At 41.2% G+C, this 18,633-nt stretch carries 16 protein-coding genes and 2 tRNA genes; 14 read left to right on the top strand and 4 right to left on the bottom strand.

The window, feature by feature from the left end; translation table 11 throughout:
• Positions 1 to 6 precede the first annotated feature (6 nt).
• Together ACS8FA_RS15355 and pilB are read right to left on the bottom strand one after the other, a co-directional pair.
• Positions 7 to 1,230 (bottom strand): type II secretion system F family protein, encoded by a 1,224-nt coding sequence (locus ACS8FA_RS15355; RefSeq protein WP_439264570.1) that lies wholly within the window; start codon positions 1,228 to 1,230, stop codon positions 7 to 9.
• A 212-nt stretch (positions 1,231 to 1,442) separates the two neighbouring features.
• Positions 1,443 to 3,158: a type IV-A pilus assembly ATPase PilB gene (gene pilB, locus ACS8FA_RS15360; protein ID WP_439264568.1), complete on the bottom strand. Its 1,716-nt coding sequence runs from the start codon at positions 3,156 to 3,158 to the stop codon at positions 1,443 to 1,445.
• A gap of 384 nt (positions 3,159 to 3,542) precedes the next feature.
• Here pilB and tpiA point away from each other — a divergent pair, with 384 nt between their 5' ends.
• The 14 genes from tpiA (at position 3,543) to pnp (ending at position 17,313) form a co-directional block, all read left to right on the top strand.
• Positions 3,543 to 4,355, top strand: coding sequence for a triose-phosphate isomerase (gene tpiA / locus ACS8FA_RS15365; RefSeq protein ID WP_439264566.1), 813 nt, complete (start codon positions 3,543 to 3,545; stop codon positions 4,353 to 4,355).
• A 214-nt stretch (positions 4,356 to 4,569) separates the two neighbouring features.
• Positions 4,570 to 4,878, top strand: a complete 309-nt coding sequence (gene secG / locus ACS8FA_RS15370) for a preprotein translocase subunit SecG (RefSeq protein WP_021814138.1) — start codon at positions 4,570 to 4,572, stop codon at positions 4,876 to 4,878.
• A 141-nt stretch (positions 4,879 to 5,019) separates the two neighbouring features.
• A tRNA-Leu gene (locus tag ACS8FA_RS15375) sits at positions 5,020 to 5,103 on the top strand.
• 123 nt (positions 5,104 to 5,226) lie between these two features.
• Positions 5,227 to 5,303 (top strand) — tRNA-Met (locus ACS8FA_RS15380).
• A 452-nt stretch (positions 5,304 to 5,755) separates the two neighbouring features.
• The gene (gene rimP, locus ACS8FA_RS15385) at positions 5,756 to 6,256 is read left to right on the top strand and encodes a ribosome maturation factor RimP (protein ID WP_057757748.1); all 501 of its coding nucleotides are present in this window, start codon (positions 5,756 to 5,758) and stop codon (positions 6,254 to 6,256) included.
• A 135-nt stretch (positions 6,257 to 6,391) separates the two neighbouring features.
• The gene (nusA, locus tag ACS8FA_RS15390) at positions 6,392 to 7,876 is read left to right on the top strand and encodes a transcription termination factor NusA (RefSeq protein ID WP_439264564.1); all 1,485 of its coding nucleotides are present in this window, start codon (positions 6,392 to 6,394) and stop codon (positions 7,874 to 7,876) included.
• A gap of 148 nt (positions 7,877 to 8,024) precedes the next feature.
• Entirely contained in the window at positions 8,025 to 10,751 is a 2,727-nt protein-coding gene (infB, locus tag ACS8FA_RS15395) for a translation initiation factor IF-2 (RefSeq protein ID WP_057757754.1), read from the top strand.
• A gap of 201 nt (positions 10,752 to 10,952) precedes the next feature.
• On the top strand, positions 10,953 to 11,342 hold the full coding sequence (locus ACS8FA_RS15400) for a ribosome-binding factor A (protein WP_102078739.1): 390 nt from the start codon (positions 10,953 to 10,955) through the stop codon (positions 11,340 to 11,342).
• Between the two features lie 9 nt (positions 11,343 to 11,351).
• Entirely contained in the window at positions 11,352 to 12,443 is a 1,092-nt protein-coding gene (truB, locus tag ACS8FA_RS15405) for a tRNA pseudouridine(55) synthase TruB (RefSeq protein WP_439264561.1), read from the top strand.
• A 386-nt stretch (positions 12,444 to 12,829) separates the two neighbouring features.
• Entirely contained in the window at positions 12,830 to 13,354 is a 525-nt protein-coding gene (locus tag ACS8FA_RS15410) for a type 1 glutamine amidotransferase domain-containing protein (RefSeq protein ID WP_102078737.1), read from the top strand.
• 97 nt (positions 13,355 to 13,451) lie between these two features.
• Entirely contained in the window at positions 13,452 to 13,613 is a 162-nt protein-coding gene (locus ACS8FA_RS15415; protein WP_439264559.1) for a hypothetical protein, read from the top strand.
• A gap of 113 nt (positions 13,614 to 13,726) precedes the next feature.
• On the top strand, positions 13,727 to 13,903 hold the full coding sequence (locus tag ACS8FA_RS15420) for a hypothetical protein (RefSeq protein ID WP_439264557.1): 177 nt from the start codon (positions 13,727 to 13,729) through the stop codon (positions 13,901 to 13,903).
• Between the two features lie 379 nt (positions 13,904 to 14,282).
• Positions 14,283 to 14,549 (top strand): 30S ribosomal protein S15, encoded by a 267-nt coding sequence (gene rpsO, locus ACS8FA_RS15425; RefSeq protein WP_045443035.1) that lies wholly within the window; start codon positions 14,283 to 14,285, stop codon positions 14,547 to 14,549.
• A gap of 661 nt (positions 14,550 to 15,210) precedes the next feature.
• Complete coding sequence (gene pnp / locus ACS8FA_RS15430) at positions 15,211 to 17,313, top strand: polyribonucleotide nucleotidyltransferase (RefSeq protein WP_165597089.1); 2,103 nt, start codon at positions 15,211 to 15,213, stop codon at positions 17,311 to 17,313.
• A 118-nt stretch (positions 17,314 to 17,431) separates the two neighbouring features.
• Here the strand turns inward: pnp and ACS8FA_RS15435 are convergent, their stop codons facing one another.
• Positions 17,432 to 17,995, bottom strand: coding sequence for a hypothetical protein (locus tag ACS8FA_RS15435; RefSeq protein ID WP_439264554.1), 564 nt, complete (start codon positions 17,993 to 17,995; stop codon positions 17,432 to 17,434).
• 34 nt (positions 17,996 to 18,029) lie between these two features.
• Positions 18,030 to 18,578 (bottom strand): hypothetical protein, encoded by a 549-nt coding sequence (locus tag ACS8FA_RS15440; protein WP_439264552.1) that lies wholly within the window; start codon positions 18,576 to 18,578, stop codon positions 18,030 to 18,032.
• Positions 18,579 to 18,633 lie beyond the last annotated feature (55 nt).

The raw sequence follows: 18,633 nt of genomic DNA on the forward strand, positions 1-18,633 counted from the left end.
AAATCATTATCCTACTACTGAGCCCATTTGGAAAATTGGCAAGTACATTGCGATGACTAGGCCACCAACTAACACACCTAACACTGCCATAATTAACGGCTCCATCAAGCTGGTCAATCCATCAACAGCGTTATCAACTTCGTTTTCGTAGTAGACAGCGACTTTATCTAGCATTTCTTCTAAGCTACCAGACTCTTCGCCAATACCAACCATCTGAATGACTAGACTGGGGAATAAGTTGGTCGAGCGTATGGAAAACTGTAATTGCTGACCAGTGGATACATCATTCTTAATTTGCTGAGTGGCATTATAAAATACAACATTATTAGTCGCACCGGCAGTAGAATCTAGGGCATCAATAAGTGGAACACCCGCGGCAAAAGTTGTAGATAGTGTACGAGAAAAGCGTGCAATAATCGCTTGATAGGCGATATTGCCGAATATTGGAGCTTTTAAGACAGCACGGTCTAAAAAGTCACGAAATTTCTTAGATCTTTTTTTAGCTTCTGAAAAGCCGATGATTGTACCGCCGATAGCAATGATAAGGATAAACCACCATGCCTGCATCCATTCGGACATGCCAACAACCATTTGCGTAAACGCTGGTAGCTCTGCGCCAAATGATTCAAATAGATCAGAGAATACTGGTACTACTTTTATCAATAGAATCATAGTAACAATGATAGCAACTACGATAACAGCAATAGGATACTTCATCGCCTTTTTTATTTTTGCTTTCAGAAGCTCGCTTTTTTCTTTGTAAGTAGCGACTCGTTCAAGCATCGTCTCAAGTGCACCTGATTGTTCACCAGATTCAACGAGTGAGCAGAATAAATCATCAAAATAACGAGGATGTTTGCGCAATGCAGAAGCAAAAGTACCACCTGCTTCAATGTCTGCTTTTATTTTCAATACTAAGTCTTTCATACTCGGATTATCGAGCGAGTCGGCGACAATCTCAAAGGACTGGGTCAACGGTACACCTGCTTTCATCATTGTTGCCAACTGCCGAGCAAAAATAGCAATATCAATGGCTTTAATTGCTTTTTTGAAGGTATAAAGAGGTTTTGGTTTTTTCTTAATCCCTTTAACCGTGATGCCTTGTTTACGTAGGGTTGCTTTCGCTAGCTCTAAGTTACGACTGGTGGTTTCTCCCTTAACTTTCTGCCCGCGTCGGTTCACACCGTCGTAAACGAAATCTAATAACATGTCGGTCTTAGCTTTTGCCATACTACTACCCTCAAAATTGTCCAATATATATTGTAAATTTACAATAGAATACCAGACTTAAAATACCAGTCAGGCATACTTTATTTTAGCGTAAAAAACCAGTGTTTATCTGTTTTATTTTTAAAGATATAAGATAAAGGACATTGCTGGTTTATAAATCAGTTACCAACTAATAGTTAGAATACTAAGACTTATAATATAAATTTTATTTATTATTCAGAAGTCACCCGCATCATTTCTTGAATACTCGTGACACCTTGCAAAACTTTTAAGATCCCAGAACGTCGCAAGTCGCGGAAACCATTCTTGATGGCAGCGTCTTTGATATCTATTGCGTTACCATCTTCCATAATAATGCGTGAAATATCAGGGCTGACCTTCATCACCTCATAGATACCTACACGGCCTTTATAACCTTCACGGCATTCATTACAGCCGACTGGTTCATAAATGATATTATCAGTGTTATCTAAATCAGTATCGGTAAAACCAATCTCTAATAAGCTCTGACGCGGGATGTTAATAGGTTTTTTACAGTTCTTACAGAGACGTCGTGCCAATCGTTGAGCAATGACTAGGTTGACTGACGTGGCAATATTAAAAGAAGCGACGCCCATGTTGCGTAGACGCGTTAATGTTTCAGGCGCTGAGTTGGTATGCAAAGTAGAAAGAACCATATGTCCAGTCTGTGCTGCCTTAATAGCGATCTCAGCAGTCTCAAGGTCACGAATCTCACCAACCATGACAATATCAGGGTCTTGACGCAAAAAAGACTTGAGTGCATTGGCAAACGTCAAACCAACTTTGGCATTGACATTGACTTGGTTAATCCCTTCAAGGTTAATTTCGACTGGATCTTCAGCCGTTGAGATATTGGTTGCGCCAGTATTCAAGATGTTGATACCAGTGTAAAGTGATACTGTCTTACCAGAACCAGTAGGACCAGTGATAAGCAACATGCCTTGTGGTTTGTGTAATGCCTCTAAAAACATTTCCTGCTGATCTGGTTCATACCCCAATGCATCAATACCTAGCATAGCTGATGATGGATCAAGGATACGCAAAACAAGCTTTTCACCGAATAACGTCGGTAATGAGTTTACCCGGAAATCAATGGCTTTATTCTTAGAAATTTTTAGTTTAATACGCCCATCTTGCGGTACCCGACGTTCTGAGATATCCATTTGCGACATGACTTTTAGACGTGCTGCAATTTTATTCGCAAGTTGAACCGGTGGGCTGGCCATTTTTTGCATGACGCCATCGACACGAAATCGTACTCTGAAAGACTTTTCGTATGGCTCGAAATGTAAATCAGAAGCACCCATACGGATAGCATCGACTAGCATTTTATTGACGAATTTTACGACAGGTGCTTCATCAACGCCGTCGTTCAGCTTAGTTTCGTCATTCTCTTTATCTTCGTCACCGTCTTCAAAGCCAACATTTAAATCACTATCAGAGAAGCTATCAAAGCTCTGCATCGTATCTGCGTATGCACTTTCGATACGCTTTTTAAGCTTATTTTCTTCGACAACAATGGTTTCTATCGACAGTCGAGAGTTAAAAGCAATCGCATCAATAGCATCAACGCGTGTGGGATCACTCAGTGCGACAAACAGGCGTTGTCCTCGTTTAAAGAGTGGTAATGCATTAAACTTGCGAACGATTTTTTCATCCACCAAGTCTTTTGGAATAACATCAACGTTTAATGCATCAAGATCGAATAGAGGGTCGCCGAAAGCTTGGGATAGCATTTGGGCAAGTTGATAAGCATCGGCCAATTTATTGTCTACCAGATAGGGTACCAGTCCTATTTGCTGCTGTTGCGACTCAATCTGCGCCGTCTTCATATTCGCTTCGCTAACGACACCGTCGCTAATCAGTTGCTGCGCTAGACCGCCGTACTTACTGGTTGCGATAGACATTGTAACCTCTCCTTTGATACAAAATATTCTGTAGAAATGCTTGATATTACACGCTATACACTTGTCGTTGATAGTCGATAACTGGCTATAACTGTCTTGCTTTGTTTATCCTATCTACCTGTATATCTATATATAGAACCAGCAATAATATTTGATTTTATAAACTCTGTAGTATAGAACTTTACTTTAGTTTGAAAAAATTATATATACCATTAGACGACTAGCTCGTAAAAATAAGGGTCTATTGATGTATTATCTGTAGATAAGTTTGCAGAAGTGATTCTGCTCATGGTGGCACGCTACTATAGCACTTACGAATTATTTGTTATACTGACGCGCATATTAGCCGAATTGGCATGAATACATGAGACAAGGTAAATAAGTATGCAAGCTTGGGTAATTGGCAATTGGAAACAGAATCCTGCGACTAACAGTGCTGTCAATGCACTATTGGACGACTTATTGACGAAAGTTAATACTGAAGAACAAGCCAACTCTCAGACATCAAAAAACCGCTGTAAATTAATGGTAGCGCCCAGTTGTGTTCATTTAAGTACAGTGAGTACGCGTCTAGCAGATAGCTCAATACTTTGTGCAGCACAGGACGTTAGTACCTATAGTGCAAGTACAGGAGCCTATACTGGTGACTGCTCAGCCCAACAGGTAGCAGATGCAGGTGCTACTTGGACGCTACTTGGCCACTCTGAGCGTCGTCAATATCATAAAGAATCTCATGAATGCCTGATAAGCAAATTGTCTCATGCGTTTTCTCAGAGCTTAGGCGTGGTGTTTTGCATCGGCGAAACACAAGAGCAGTATGACAATAGTCAAACACTCAACGTTATCAATGAGCAACTCTCGGTTATTAAAGACTTACTGACTCAGCAGCCAGATTTAGCATCATCGTTATCTGAACAGCTGCTCGTCGCTTACGAACCTGTATGGGCCATTGGTACAGGTAAAGTGCCTACTGTGGCAGAAGTGAGTAAGACTCATCAGTACATCAAACAAACGGTTGCAAGCTTTGCTGATATAACAGATACGATTACCGTGCTGTATGGCGGTAGTGTTAATGCTGATAATGCTAATAGTTTTGCTTCTGACGCTATGATTGATGGTGCGTTGGTGGGCGGTGCTTCATTAAAAGCAGAGAGCTTTCTAGCGATTGCCGATGCATTTAACCAAGCCAATGTTTAAATGAATAAATAACGCTCAGATATCAAGATCATAGCTTATAGACAGTATGGTTTTATCGGTTGGTAAAAGTAGGTTTAACACTGCCCTTGCAATCGTGTACAATGCGCCTTATTTATATAGTCGATTTGGCATTTGATCATGCCGATTGTCATTCTATTAACCTTACGTTTTATTTTCCGTTATCAGTCGTCATTACGCGGCAAAAGAGGCCACCATGTTTACGTTTATATTAGCCCTGCATATTATTGTGGCCATTGCCATGATCGGCTTGATTCTGATACAGCATGGTAAAGGGGCAGACGCTGGAGCTTCTTTTGGTGCCGGTTCATCAGGTACCGTGTTTGGCGCAGCAGGTACTGCTAATTTCTTGACGCGTGCTACGGCAGTACTAACGGTCATATTTTTTATTACGAGCATGACGCTTGCTGTTCATGCTCGTAAGCAAGCAGAAGATCAGTTTCGTCTAGATGCGCCAGTTTCAGCACCGCAAACGCCGCGTCCATTGACTCAAAATCCTGAGTAAGCCTCTTTTAAGTAGGCAGCGCTTGCTATTTTGGTAGGTTAGATTTACAATGCTTTCCTGTTTTCGCAACTCCTGTTCTATAGATGCCTACCTTAAGCATTATTGATTATAGACTGGATGATAGAAGCAGAGCAGTACAATGCGATTGTGGTGGAATGGTAGACACGCCATCTTGAGGGGGTGGTGGCGAAAGCTGTGGGGGTTCAAGTCCCCCCAATCGCACCAAGTTTTACAGACGCAGCATAGCGTCAGGTTGGATTTTTAGCAGATAATACTTAATTTATAATTAATTTAAAAAAAGTATTGACACTTCTACGAAACTTCCCTATAATATGCGTTCTAGATTGATGCGGGGTGGAGCAGTCTGGTAGCTCGTCGGGCTCATAACCCGAAGGTCGTTGGTTCAAATCCAGCCCCCGCTACCACTTTTTATACTGATGTTTTGTACACTAAATTTGTCAGTACCGATTAGCCCACCATTATGTTTGTGGGTTTTTTTGTATCTGAAGGTCAGTGTTATCGCGGTATCTATCCTACTTATGCTAAGCTCTAAGTCTATAGAGTACGATATTACTCGTCACTGGTCATCATCGGCCGCTACCGGCACGATGCTTCTTAAGCAACACTATCTTTTATTCCTCATACTTTTATCGATAGTAGTGCTTTATAAATAATAAAAGCATTGTTTGGCCGAGCTTGATGTTTTTTACGCTCGTCCCTATATAAATGCACAATATGTATCATATATTTGTGATTTAAAATTATATACTGACCGTGATTCTTATCATCATAAGATTGTTATATATAGATAAGAGTCAATCTTTAATACGGTTTACTAAGTACGATAGATAAGTGAATAGGAAAATACAAAGAGATTATGAAGCTTTCGACTAAAGTTGCAGAACTGACTAATATTATTGCCCCTGCCGTGGCCGCTTGTGATGTGTCACTATGGGGTATCGAGTTTGCGCCACAAGGTCGTCGCTCTTTACTACGTATCTATATTGAGGCATTGCCAGAAGAGCAAGCCCAAGATAAACAAGTAACGATTGAAGATTGCGCGGCAGTAAACCATCAAGTAAGCGGTATTTTAGAAGTTCATGATCCTATCGCTGGTGAATACATACTAGAAGTATCTTCACCTGGCTTTGATCGTGCGTTTTTCTCAGATGAGCAAATGCATGCATATGTTGGTCAAACTGTGAGCTTGCGTCTGATTCAAGCCATCGGTACAGGCGATCAAAAACGTCGTAAAGCCACAGGTACTTTAGATAGTATTGATGAAAACTCTTTAAAACTGACGTCAAGTGATGGCGAGCAGTTTGAGATTGCACTAAGTAATATTGATAAAGCCAATTTGATTTATGAAGATGCCTAGATTCTTACTAGGGTAACTGTTTATAGATAGACAGTTTTATCTTCCAATAGCTTATGTGGCTTATAGCAACTATATAATAGCAGCACCCAAATTATAAAATTTAAGTCAATTAAAAAATGATAGGACAGGTATAGCATGAGTCGTGAAATCTTAACGGTAGTAGAAACTGTCAGTAATGAAAAGGGCTTAAATCCTGAAGATATCTTTGAAGCAATTGAAGACGCTTTGGTGGTATCGACTAAGAAAAAAGTATATACCGAGCAGCCAGAAGTGGCTGTACGGGTAGCGATCGACCGTGCAACTGGCGATTACGATACTTATCGTTACTGGACAGTGGTTGCAGATGAAGACCATGAAATGCCAGCTTGTCAGCTTGCTATCACCGATCTTGATCAGGAAGAATGGTCAATTGGTGATATTAAAGAAGAGCAAATTGAATCAATCGAATTTGGTCGTATTGCTGCTACTCAAGCCAAACAAGTCATCATCCAAAAGATTCGTGAAGCTGAGCGTGCATTAGTTGCAGATGCTTTCGAGCCACGTGTTGGTGAGATGATGTATGGCGAAGTCAAAAAACAGACTCGTGATGGCTATATCATCGATTTGGGTGACAATGCTGAAGGTTATTTGTCACGTGATCAAATGTTGCCACGTGAACAACTCCGTGCAAAGTCGCGTATCAACGCTATCTTGTACCATGTGAACCGTGAAAACCGCGGTGCACAGTTATTGTTATCTCGTACGCATCCTGAAATGCTATCAGCATTGATGCAAAAGGAAGTACCTGAGATTGCAGAACAAATTATCGAAATTCGTAACGTCGCTCGTCTGCCAGGTACTCGTGCTAAAATAGCCGTGAAGACTAACGATCATCGTATTGATCCAGTAGGTGCTTGTATTGGTATGCGTGGTACACGTATCCAAGCAGTACAGCAAGAGCTAGACGGTGAGCGTATTGATGTGGTGGTATGGTCAGATGATCCTGCCCAGTTTATCATCAGCTCTCTAGAGCCTGCTGACGTAAGCAGTATCATTTTAGATGAAGATACGCAAACAGCAGATATTATCTTTAGCACCAATGATCAGTTGGCACGTGCTATTGGCTCACAAGGTCAAAATGTACGTCTAGCGTCTGAGTTAACAGGTTATAAGCTTAATATGATGCTTGAAGAAGAGTATCAGCAACGTCAACAAAACGAATCAAAAGCGTTTATTGAATTATTCTATGAGCGCCTAGAAGTAGATAAAGATTTAGCACAGGCATTGGTTGATATTGGTTTTACCAGTGTCGAAGAAGTGGCCTATGTACCAGTTGAGACTTTCTATGATATCGAAGGTCTAGACGATGAAGCGATTGATATGATTCAAGAGCGCGCTAAAGAAGTTGTCATCGCTGATGAACTGGTCAAACAACAGAACATGAAAGAGCCAAGTCAAGAGCTTCAAGAGCTTGAAGGTATGACAGTCAGTTGGGCTTATAAAATGGCGCAAAAAGACATCATTACTGTTGATGACTTGGCAGAACAAGCCGTCTTCGATCTAGAAGATATCGAAGGATTAGACTCTGAAACTGCAGGAAAACTCATCATGAAAGCTCGGGAATCTTGGTTCGATGAATAAGCGGTAACTGCATATCGCTGTCTTTTGGTGATATGCTATTGAGAATAAAGCGCTGATATCTATTTATAAGTATCAGCCTTAACCCAATCATTTGTAGCCAACAACTGAATTGAACATATAGCAAATAATAGACAGTAGGTGATAATAAATGGCAGATAAGACCGTCAAAGAACTGGCAGAAATGGTAGGCAAAACTACAGATGCTGTAAAGCAGCAATTAGTAGATGCTGGCCTGCCTGCTCGCGCAGAGGATGACCTAGTCACCGAGCTTGAGCAAGAAAAGCTGGTGACGTATTTAAAGCAAAGTCATGGTCAACAAGAAAAGCGTCGTATTAGTCTTAAATCTAAGACGACCAGTACTGCACGTGTGACCGGCTCTTCTGGTAAATCTAAGAGCGTCAACGTAGAAGTGCGTAAAAAGAAAGTATTCGAAAAGCCTGATCCAGAAAAAATGGCTGAAGAGCTAGCCGCTCGTGAGCAGGCTCTAATTGAGTCTCAAGAACGTGCAGCAAAAGAAGCTGAAGAACGCGCCGCTACTAAGAAAAAAGCGGAAGAGCGTCAAGCAGCAACGCTAGCAGCAATGCGCGCAAGCTTAGGATCTAGCAAAAAATCAGATGACAAAAATGATGATATTTCTACATCAGTTGTCGTCAAAAAAGGCGGTAAAGCGACGGCTGAAGTTAAGCCTAAAGAGCAACCGAAAAAGAAAGTTGCTGCTACTAAGCCTAAAGTTGAAACCGCTGCTGAACGTAAAGCTCGCGAGACTCGTGAGAAAGAAGAAGCACGTCTGCGTGAAATCGAACTAGAAACCCGCCGCACACAAGCTGAAGAAGCGCAAAAGCGTACACTTGAGCAAATGCGCAAAATGGCTGGTAAATATACAGATCGTGAGCCTGTTACTGAAGTACGTAAAGATGAGCCATTGGCTGAAGGTCTGGTAGGTGATGCACTAGAAGAGTCTTTCGAAAAAGAGCGTCGCGAAATCAAACGCGGTTCGAACAGTACTGGTACTCGTGGTCGTCGTCGTAAGAACCAAGATGAACGCGAAATCAAAAACCGCAAAAACGGTTTGCGTTCAACTCAGGCATCACAGCATAAGTTCGAAAAACCTGTTGAAAAAATCGTCTATGATGTCGAGATTAGTGAGCAAATTTCAGTTGCCGATCTTGCACAGCGTATGGCGGTTAAAGCTCGTGAAGTCACCAAATTACTTATGAAAATGGGTGAAATGGCTCGTGAGTCAGATACGATTGATCAAGCAACCGCAAGTTTGCTTGTTGAAGAAATGGGTCACAACCCAGTACCAGTTAGTGATACTAAAGTCGAAGATGACTTACAGTATGCAGTCGATGAGCGTAGCAGTAACATCCAAACTCGTCCACCAGTAGTAACTATCATGGGTCACGTCGATCATGGTAAGACATCACTACTAGATAAGATTCGTGAAACGAAAGTTGCGAATGGCGAAGCGGGCGGCATTACACAGCATATCGGTGCTTATCATGTAAAAACTGATCGCGGTGTTATTACTTTCCTTGATACTCCAGGTCACGCAGCGTTTAGCGCAATGCGTTCACGTGGTGCTCAAGCGACTGATATCGTTGTATTGGTGGTTGCGGCTGACGATGGCATGATGCCACAAACAGCAGAAGCAATTGATCATGCACGCGCAGCTGGTACGCCAATTATTGTTGCTATCAACAAAATGGATAAGCCAGGCGCTGATCCTGACCGTGTTCTTAATGAATTAACGACGAAAGAAGTTGTTTCAGAAGAATGGGGTGGCGATACACCAATGGCTCGTATCTCGGCCAAAACAGGCGAAGGTATCGAAGACTTACTAGAATTTATTAGCTTACAAGCTGAGCTAATGGAACTAGAAGCGCCATTAGACGGTGCTGCTCAGGGTGTGGTTATTGAGTCAAGACTTGAAAAAGGTCGTGGTCCTGTCGTTAGTGTCCTAGTGAAAAAAGGTACATTGAAACAAGGCGACTTGGTTCTAGCTGGTGAGCATTATGGTAAAGTTCGTGCATTAACAGACGAGCATGGCCAACGTATCAAATCAGCTGGTCCTTCTATTCCTGTAGAGATTTTAGGTCTGCCTGAAACACCTGCTGCTGGTAGTGAGTTCCTAGTTGTAACGGATGAGAAAAAAGCTCGTGAAGTTGCGGACTTTAGAACCAACCGTGAGCGTGAGCGTCAACTTGAGCGTCAGAATGCCATGCGTTTAGAAAGCATGTTTGATCAGATGGGTCAAGGCGATGTGTCGTTCTTGAATATCGTACTAAAAACAGACGTACGTGGTTCACTTGAAGCACTACTAGCTGCCCTAAACGAATTGTCTACTGACGAAGTAAAAGTCAGAGTGATTAGTTCAGGCGTTGGTCCTATCTCTGAGTCTGACGTAACCCTTGCAGAATCGAGTGAAGCAGTACTGTTAGGTTTCAACGTTCGTGCAGATGCGACCGCACGTCGCAAAGCAGACACTGCCAATATGGATATTCGATACTATAGCGTAATCTATGGTTTGATCGATGATGTGAAATCAGCAATGAGCGGTATGCTTGCTCCTGAACATCGCGAGAAAATCCTTGGTGTTGCAGACGTTCGTGAAGTATTCCGTTCTAGTAAGTTCGGTGCTGCTGCTGGTTGTATGGTGGTCGAAGGTACAATCTATCGCAACAAACCTATCCGCGTATTGCGTGATGACCAAGTTATCTTTACTGGTCAATTGCAATCATTGCGTCGTTACAAAGAAGACGTCAATGAGGTACGTACTGGTATGGAATGTGGTTTGGCCGTTCGTGGCTATGATGTTGAAGCTGGCGATAAGATCGAAGTCTTTGAAATCCAAGAGTTCGCACGTACTATCTAAAGCTGCTGTTCGATAGCAGAGTATGTATTAATGCAATATGCGTAATCCGCTGAGCTGTTTAGATACTTTGCTAATATTCAGCTGTACTTAGGCCTAACAGGTACATCCTGCTAGGCCTTTTTTAGCACATATCAGTGCAACATCTATTAATCAGCAGACTTATACAGTAATAAAATAAGCCCATTAAAGTAAGGTAACAACATGAACCAACGTTTACAAAGATTGTCGGATCAGATTCAGCGTGAGCTTGCTGTTCTTATTCGCGATGAAGTCAATGACCCTCGTCTAACAGGTTTTGTCACAATCTCTAGTGTCAAAGTTAGCCCAGATTTAGGTTATGCGGACGTCTATGTCACTATCATGGAGCCTGAGCTCAATGATGCTATGAACAAGACCAACCATGAAGAAAGCATCAAAGTACTAAATAAAGCAGCAGGGTTTTTGCGTACGGAATTAAGCCATAGCTTAAAAACACGTACTACGCCGCGCTTACGTTTTCATTATGATGAAGTAACGGCTCGTGGTAACTACATGATGGACTTGATTAGTAAGGCCGTGACTAAAACCGAGCAAAACGAGAATGACGAGTAAATTATTATTATGTCTATAGCGTCTAAGCAAGTTGATAAAAAAGCCAATAAAGTACCTGAAAAAGTAAAAGTTTCAGGTGTCATATTGGTGGATAAACCCAAAGGTATGACCTCGCAGCAAGTTGTGTCAAAAGTGAAGTATTTATTTAAATCACCGATACACGATAGTAAAAAGGCAGGGCATACAGGAACGCTTGATCCGATGGCAACTGGCTTATTGCCTATTTGCTTGGGTGAAGCCACCAAGTTTAGCCATTATCAACTGGATGCTGATAAATCCTATCAAGCGACTATCTTGCTAGGTAGTCAAACCGATACTGGTGATGCTGATGGCCAAATCGTAACGCAGGCATCTATCCCAGAATTTGATGAAGCGTCATTGGCGACTATTGCCCAGCAGTTTTTAGGTGCTCAGCAGCAGATACCACCGATGTATTCAGCGCTAAAAAAAGATGGCAAAAAACTGTATGAATATGCTCGCGCTGGTATTGAGGTTGATAGACCACCTAGAGATATTACGATTAAAGCAATCAATCTGCAGATGATAGATGATACCCAGATTAATCTAACGGTTACTTGTACGAAAGGTACTTACGTACGTGTATTAGCGGAAGATATTGCAAAGCAGCTAGGTACGCTAGGACATTTGACAGCATTGCGTCGTACACAAGTGGGGAACTTCAGCATTGATGATGCGATCGCTTTATCATCGTTAGAAGAGCATAGTTTAGAGGAGCGTCAGTCTTGGCTACTGCCTATCGATGCTTGTATTGATATCGATGCTGAACTGACGCTGACAGAGGAACAATGCGTCCGTGTACATATGGGGCAGCGCTTAAACGTATTTGATGAGCTAACAGGTAAGCTCAAGGATTATGTTACTAATATGGTTTCTGACCAGCTGTCTAATGATAGTTCTGTCGGTATTGATGGTGACGCTAGTATCAATGGTAAAACTGATACTGATCTTGATGCGCCTCAGCTCCTAGAACACGAAATACCAGTTGATATACGTTTACTTAATGAGCAAGGAGAATTTCTTGGTTTGGGGTCTGTGAGCTTAAACGGACGTTTACAACCTAAGAAATTGATTCAGCGCTAATAGTGACGTTTTCATCAATGTTACTTAAATAGAGAAACTACCACCTAACGTTGGCCTGATTTACTAATAGTTTACACTAATCACATACCGTCACATTTTATTGCAGGTTTCGCCTATGGTGAAACCTGTTTTTTTTGTACTCTAGATTCATCAGATAGGGAATACTGAGCTAAAAAACAAAACGGACAAATATTATAAAAATAAAAAATTGCCATAAGTTTAATAATTATAATAATAGACACTTAGAAGTAAAAACCAATGCAGAAAGGACGCATTTGAACAAAAATAAAATAGTTCAAAGGAGAATGTACTGCCAAACAATAATAAAACTAACTTATAAAAATATACTGGCTCACAAAAACTAATAGATAAGAAGAAGGAAAGTTATGAAAACGATCGCTTTTTTACTACATAACCACTTTGAACAAGCAGAGTATGAAGACGTCAATAATCAGCTAAAAGACAAAGGCTATAAAACACTTCTCATAACAACAAATGATAAGAAAGAAGTGCAAGCCATGCAGCAAGACGTAGATAAGAGTGATACTTTTACTGCTGATATCTTTGTAGAAGATGCTAACGTTTCTGACTATGATGCATTGGTGTTACCAGGTGGTACTGTCAACGCTGATACTATTCGTGGTAACGAAAAGGCTCATCAAATTATCAATGCTATAAATGAAGCAGGAAAGCCACTAGCTGTTATTTGTCATGCTCCTTGGGCTCTCATCAATACGGGTATTGCTAAAGGCAAAACCCTTACGGCTTACCCTACGTTGCAACTAGATTTAGAAAATGCTGGAGCAAACTACGTAGATAAGACAGTACAAGTAGATGGTAACCTTATTACTTCGCGTAACCCAGACGATATTCCTAATTTTGTTGATGCCATAGATAAAGCATTATCTTAGAATTTTGACTTCTAATTAAACAAGTCTAATCAACTAAGTATTATTAAATTTCAACTCTGTACAACTAATATTCATAATCATAACTAAGGAAGATACTATGTCAAACTCTAACCCAAACGATACTAAACTTGAGCAACAACGTTCTAATTCAGCAGAAGCAGCACTTAAAGGTCAAACTGAAGACAATCACAATGAAAATAGCGAAGCAGCAGCAGAACGTATCGCAGCTAACTTAGAAAGCGCGAAAGAAGATAAGTAGGTTTTTAATATGCCACCTGTAATAGGTGGCGTTGATATGTTTATAGTTTGCACGTCTTATGCTCGATGAGTGCAACTACCGTTAGTCCAAAAAATAATAATTCAGGAGCTAATATGAGTAATTCACTGAACAATATGGACGAGCAGGAAAAAGAGATTGAAAAGCTTGCAGAAGAAATCAATCCAAGTGAGCATACCGTCCCAGATAGTCTAGCGGAAGTTACTACTGCTGCGCCTCTTGAAGATGATGAACTAGGCGGCAATGCGACAGAATCTAAAATTAATAAGTAGCCTAGGTAGGATCTTAATAGATAGTTATCTATCAAATACTAGTTACTAGAAATTAAATATCGCTTTACAAGTATTATGAAAAACTGCTGCTAGTTCAGCAGTTTTTTGTTATAATTACCCCCACATTTAGATTAGGTTCTGAATGAGGTACTGTAGTTAGCCCATTACTTTGATTAAGTAGTGCTATAGTTAAATACAATGTACGATTCAAAACATACTAAATGGTTGTTAACTGAGCTTGTCGTACACTAGGTCAACTCTAGTAATGCAGGGTTGTCCTGAATGGCGTACAGGTTATTTTATTTATTATTCTATTGCTTTAATACTGACTCAAATTGCAGTCCGTTTTTTAAAGTTTTTAGCATTGCCGGAGATATTTATGCTAACTAATACCGATCGTGAACAAATCATCGCTCAATACCAACGTGGCGAAAATGACACTGGTTCTCCAGAAGTTCAAGTAGCTTTGTTGAGTGCTCGTATCAATGATTTGCAGAACCACTTTAAAGCACACAAAGCTGACCATCATAGCCGTCGCGGTCTTATCCGTATGGTTAACACGCGTCGTAAACTGCTTGATTACTTAAAAGGTAAAGACCTTGGTCGTTACACTACTCTAATCAGCCAGTTGGGTCTACGTCGTTAATCTAACGACAATAGTACGAGTGGATGCTGAATTTTTTGCTAAGTCGCTTGGAACTTGTTTGTTATTATCGATAAAATAGATTTTTCTAAAAACGGTGTGGAATAGTTTCACGCCGTTTTTTTATGCTTATTCGTTTTAGATACCGTGCTCAAATAGTAAGAGCTATAACTCCTTCTATAGAATAGTTAAGAGGAATATTGGTATAAACTGTACTAACCAAGCCTCAAATACGGTATTTTCTGACGATAATTGCGCTACTGTGCAATTAATTGGTCAATGGCTATAAATCACTGTAAAATAATGCCTTGTGAGTTTGATAGCGCATCTGCTACAGATATGGTGATTATTGATAGAATACTTATTATTTGGCTTGGTAATCAGCGCAGATAGCTGATATTTGAAAGTTCAGAAAATAGCCTGTAGGGTTTTTAGCATCGAAGTCTTTTGACTTAATGTCTTTTTGATAGTATTTATAGTAAAGCCAAAATTGCACGACCGAATATACATAATAGTACGATGTCTAACTCAGACAGATATATGAGACAACCAAGTAACGTTATTGGCATCGCAACTGATAGCCATATACACAGAATTTTAATGACAGATATCAGCTTTTTTTGACGCTGATATCAGTTTTGTCAGTCAACATTAGGAAGATTATATGACAATGTTCAACACCATTAAGCGTGAATTTCAGTATGGCAACCAGCAGGTTGTTATCGAGACAGGCCGTATTGCCCGTCAAGCAAACTCTATTTTAGTACACATGGGCGGTGTAACCGTATTAGTTGCAGCAGTCGTAAAATCAGAAGCTAAAGAAGGTCAAAACTTCTTTCCGCTAACGGTTAATTATCAAGAAAAAATGTATGCAGCGGGTAAAATCCCAGGTGCTTACGGCAAACGTGAAGGCCGTGCGAGCGAATTTGAAACTTTAACTTCACGCTTGATTGACCGTCCGATTCGTCCGCTATTCCCAGAAGGCTACGTAAACGAAATCCAAATTACCGCAACAGTTGTATCATCAGATAAAACTCAGTCTGCAGATATCGCTGCACTAATCGGTGCTTCAGCAGCATTGGCTATTTCTGATGCACCATTTAATGGTCCTGTTGCTGCCGCTCGTGTTGGTTTCATTAACGGTGAATACGTTCTAAACCCAACGTCTGAGCAGCTTGAAACCAGTGACCTAGATTTGGTTGTGGCTGGTACTAAGTCTGCGGTATTGATGGTTGAATCTGAAGCGGCAGAGCTATCAGAAGACCAGATGTTAGGTGCAGTATTGTACGGCCATCAGCAACAACAAATCGTTATTGATAACATTGTGTCAATGGCTGAAGAGATCGGTACTGCTAAGCAGCAATACTCTGCTCCTGAGCGTGATCAAGCACTTACTAGCAGCATGAAAGAGCAGTTCGGCGAGCAAGTTGCTGACGCTTATACCATTACTGATAAGCAAGCACGTTACACGAAGCTTGATGAAATTAAGCAATCAATTATTGATGCACTTGCTGGTGATGCTGAGTCAGAAACTTATGCTGATACCGTATCTGAGCTTAAAGAAATCTATAACGACCTTAAATATCGTACCGTTCGTGACAACATTTTGTCAGGTAAGCCGCGTATCGATGGTCGTGACCCTGAGACAGTTCGTGCGCTTGACGTACAAGTTGGTGTATTGCCATATACGCATGGTTCAGCACTGTTCACACGTGGTGAGACGCAGGCATTGGTTACTACCACACTTGGTAACAGCCGTGACGTCAACATGATTGACTCACTAGGTGGTACAATTCGTGACCATTTCATGTTGCACTACAACTTCCCGCATTTCTCAGTTGGTGAAACGGGCCGTGAAGGTATTCCAAAACGTCGTGAAATCGGCCATGGTCGTCTAGCACGCCGCGGTGTACAAGCGATGTTACCAGATAGTGAGCGTTTCCCGTATGTGATTCGTGTGGTATCAGAAATTACTGAATCTAACGGTTCATCTTCTATGGCTTCTGTTTGTGGAGCAAGCTTGGCATTGATGGACGCAGGCGTACCATTAAAAGCACCAGTTGCTGGTATCGCGATGGGTCTGGTTAAAGAAGGCGATCGTTTTGCTGTATTGTCAGATATCTTGGGTGATGAAGATCATCTAGGTGATATGGACTTTAAAGTAGCCGGTTCTAAAAATGGTATTACTGCACTTCAGATGGATATCAAAATCGAAGGTATTACCCCTGACATCATGGAGCAAGCGCTTAAACAAGCTCATGCAGGTCGTATCCATATCCTAGAAGCAATGAACCAAGTATTGCCTGAGAGCCGTACTGAAATCAATGCTCATGCACCAAACTACGCGGTTATCGAAATCAACCCAGACAAGATTCGTGACGTTATCGGTAAAGGCGGCGCAACTATCCGTCAGCTAACGGAAGAAACTGGCGCGGTTATCGATATCGATGATGCAGGTACTATCCGTATCTTTGGTGAAAACAAAGCAGCGACCAAGGCAGCTATCGGCAAAATCGAAGCACTAACTGCTGAAGTTGAAGTTGGTAAAACTTATGAAGGTACCGTTGCTCGTATCGTCGACTTCGGTGCATTTGTAAATGTCTTGCCAAACACTGATGGCCTAGTACATATTTCACAAATCGCAGAAGAGCGCGTAGAGAATGTATCAGACTATCTAAAAGAAGGTCAGGTCGTTAAAGTACTCGTACAAGACGTTGACAACCGTGGTCGTATCAAACTGACTATGAAAGGTGTTGAGCAGAACTAATACTCAATATCTGATGTGGTTTAAGTAATAAAAACCGCTTTGAAATACTCGTCATGAGTATTCAAGGCGGTTTTTTTATGTGTCCAAAAAGATGATGACTGTCTAGCTAAAAGGCCATTTATAAATCAATGCTTTTAGGCAGGTGTATATCGATACGAAGTTTTGGTAGGTCTTGTAAGTACTCAGTTAGTAATGGCAACGTATCAGCATGCCAGTCTAGGGGCAGAGTATCTGCTGTAGTGCTTTCATTGGATACGATATCACGTGGTTTGCCTGAGATAAGCGGCCGAGCAAGTAATGCAACTCTGCGTATGCCTTGGTAACGTATAAGCGGCATTATTTGCTGTTGCAAATCAATCAAGGCAGCAGTCAGCCAACGTGTGCGCGCTGGATGATAAGGATGGTTTGATATCACAAGGTTGGCAATATAGTTTGGCTGGTTACCGTTACTACTGATACCAAGTCCGACCTGCTCACGTGTACGCTTATTAATTAAGCAGCTACCAACATTCAGACTACCATCGCGGCACGCACGATGATAGCGACTATAATTATCAGGAAATAGAGTTTTTGCTCGTGTGAGTACAGGATCTAAAACGACACCAGCATTGTTGACAGGTAAAACAAGCAACTGTGCATTGCTATTTAAAATAAAGGCATGTGTGAGTTGTAAAATCGCCATCGTAAGCCTCTCTATAACCAAATCAAGTATACGGTTATTGAATCGTCGATTTATTAGAGTCGTTTGCTTCTAATTGAGCAATTTGTTGTTCGAGTAGCGCAATTTGTTCGGCCTTCATATCAGTTAATTGCTTATTCATATCCACTTGTTCAGCGGCTAACTTTTCTTGTTCGGCCAGTCGCTGACGCTCATCTTCTAAACGATCAATCTCTTCTTTCGCCAAGCTGTCATTTTCTGGTAGAGGCGCATCTAATATAGCAGTAGGGTTTGGTATCGCAATACTGTCATTGTTGGCTGCTCCAGAGTTTTCATCCATGAGCACACCGTCGTCAATCACAGAATCATCTGATACTTCTGAAGTGCTGTCTGTGACTAATTCTGTCTGTGCTTGCTCAGTTACTGGTGCCGAAGTGGCGTCATCTACAGGAAGTGTGGACTGAGTGCCAGACCTTCCTACGATAAGGTAGACAATGACGATAAGTAACAATATGGAGATAAGTACTGCCAGAATTTTCTGACGTGATTTAGTCTGTTTTTTCTTAGAAGTGTGTGTTGATGAAGGCCGGATGTTGTCTGGTTTCATATTGTGATCGATTCAAGTCAAGAATATAAGTAGCCATACTATAGCAAACTCAAAA

The sequence above is a fragment of the Psychrobacter sp. 1Y1 genome, assembly GCF_051847395.2.
Classification (GTDB): Bacteria; Pseudomonadota; Gammaproteobacteria; order Pseudomonadales; family Moraxellaceae; genus Psychrobacter.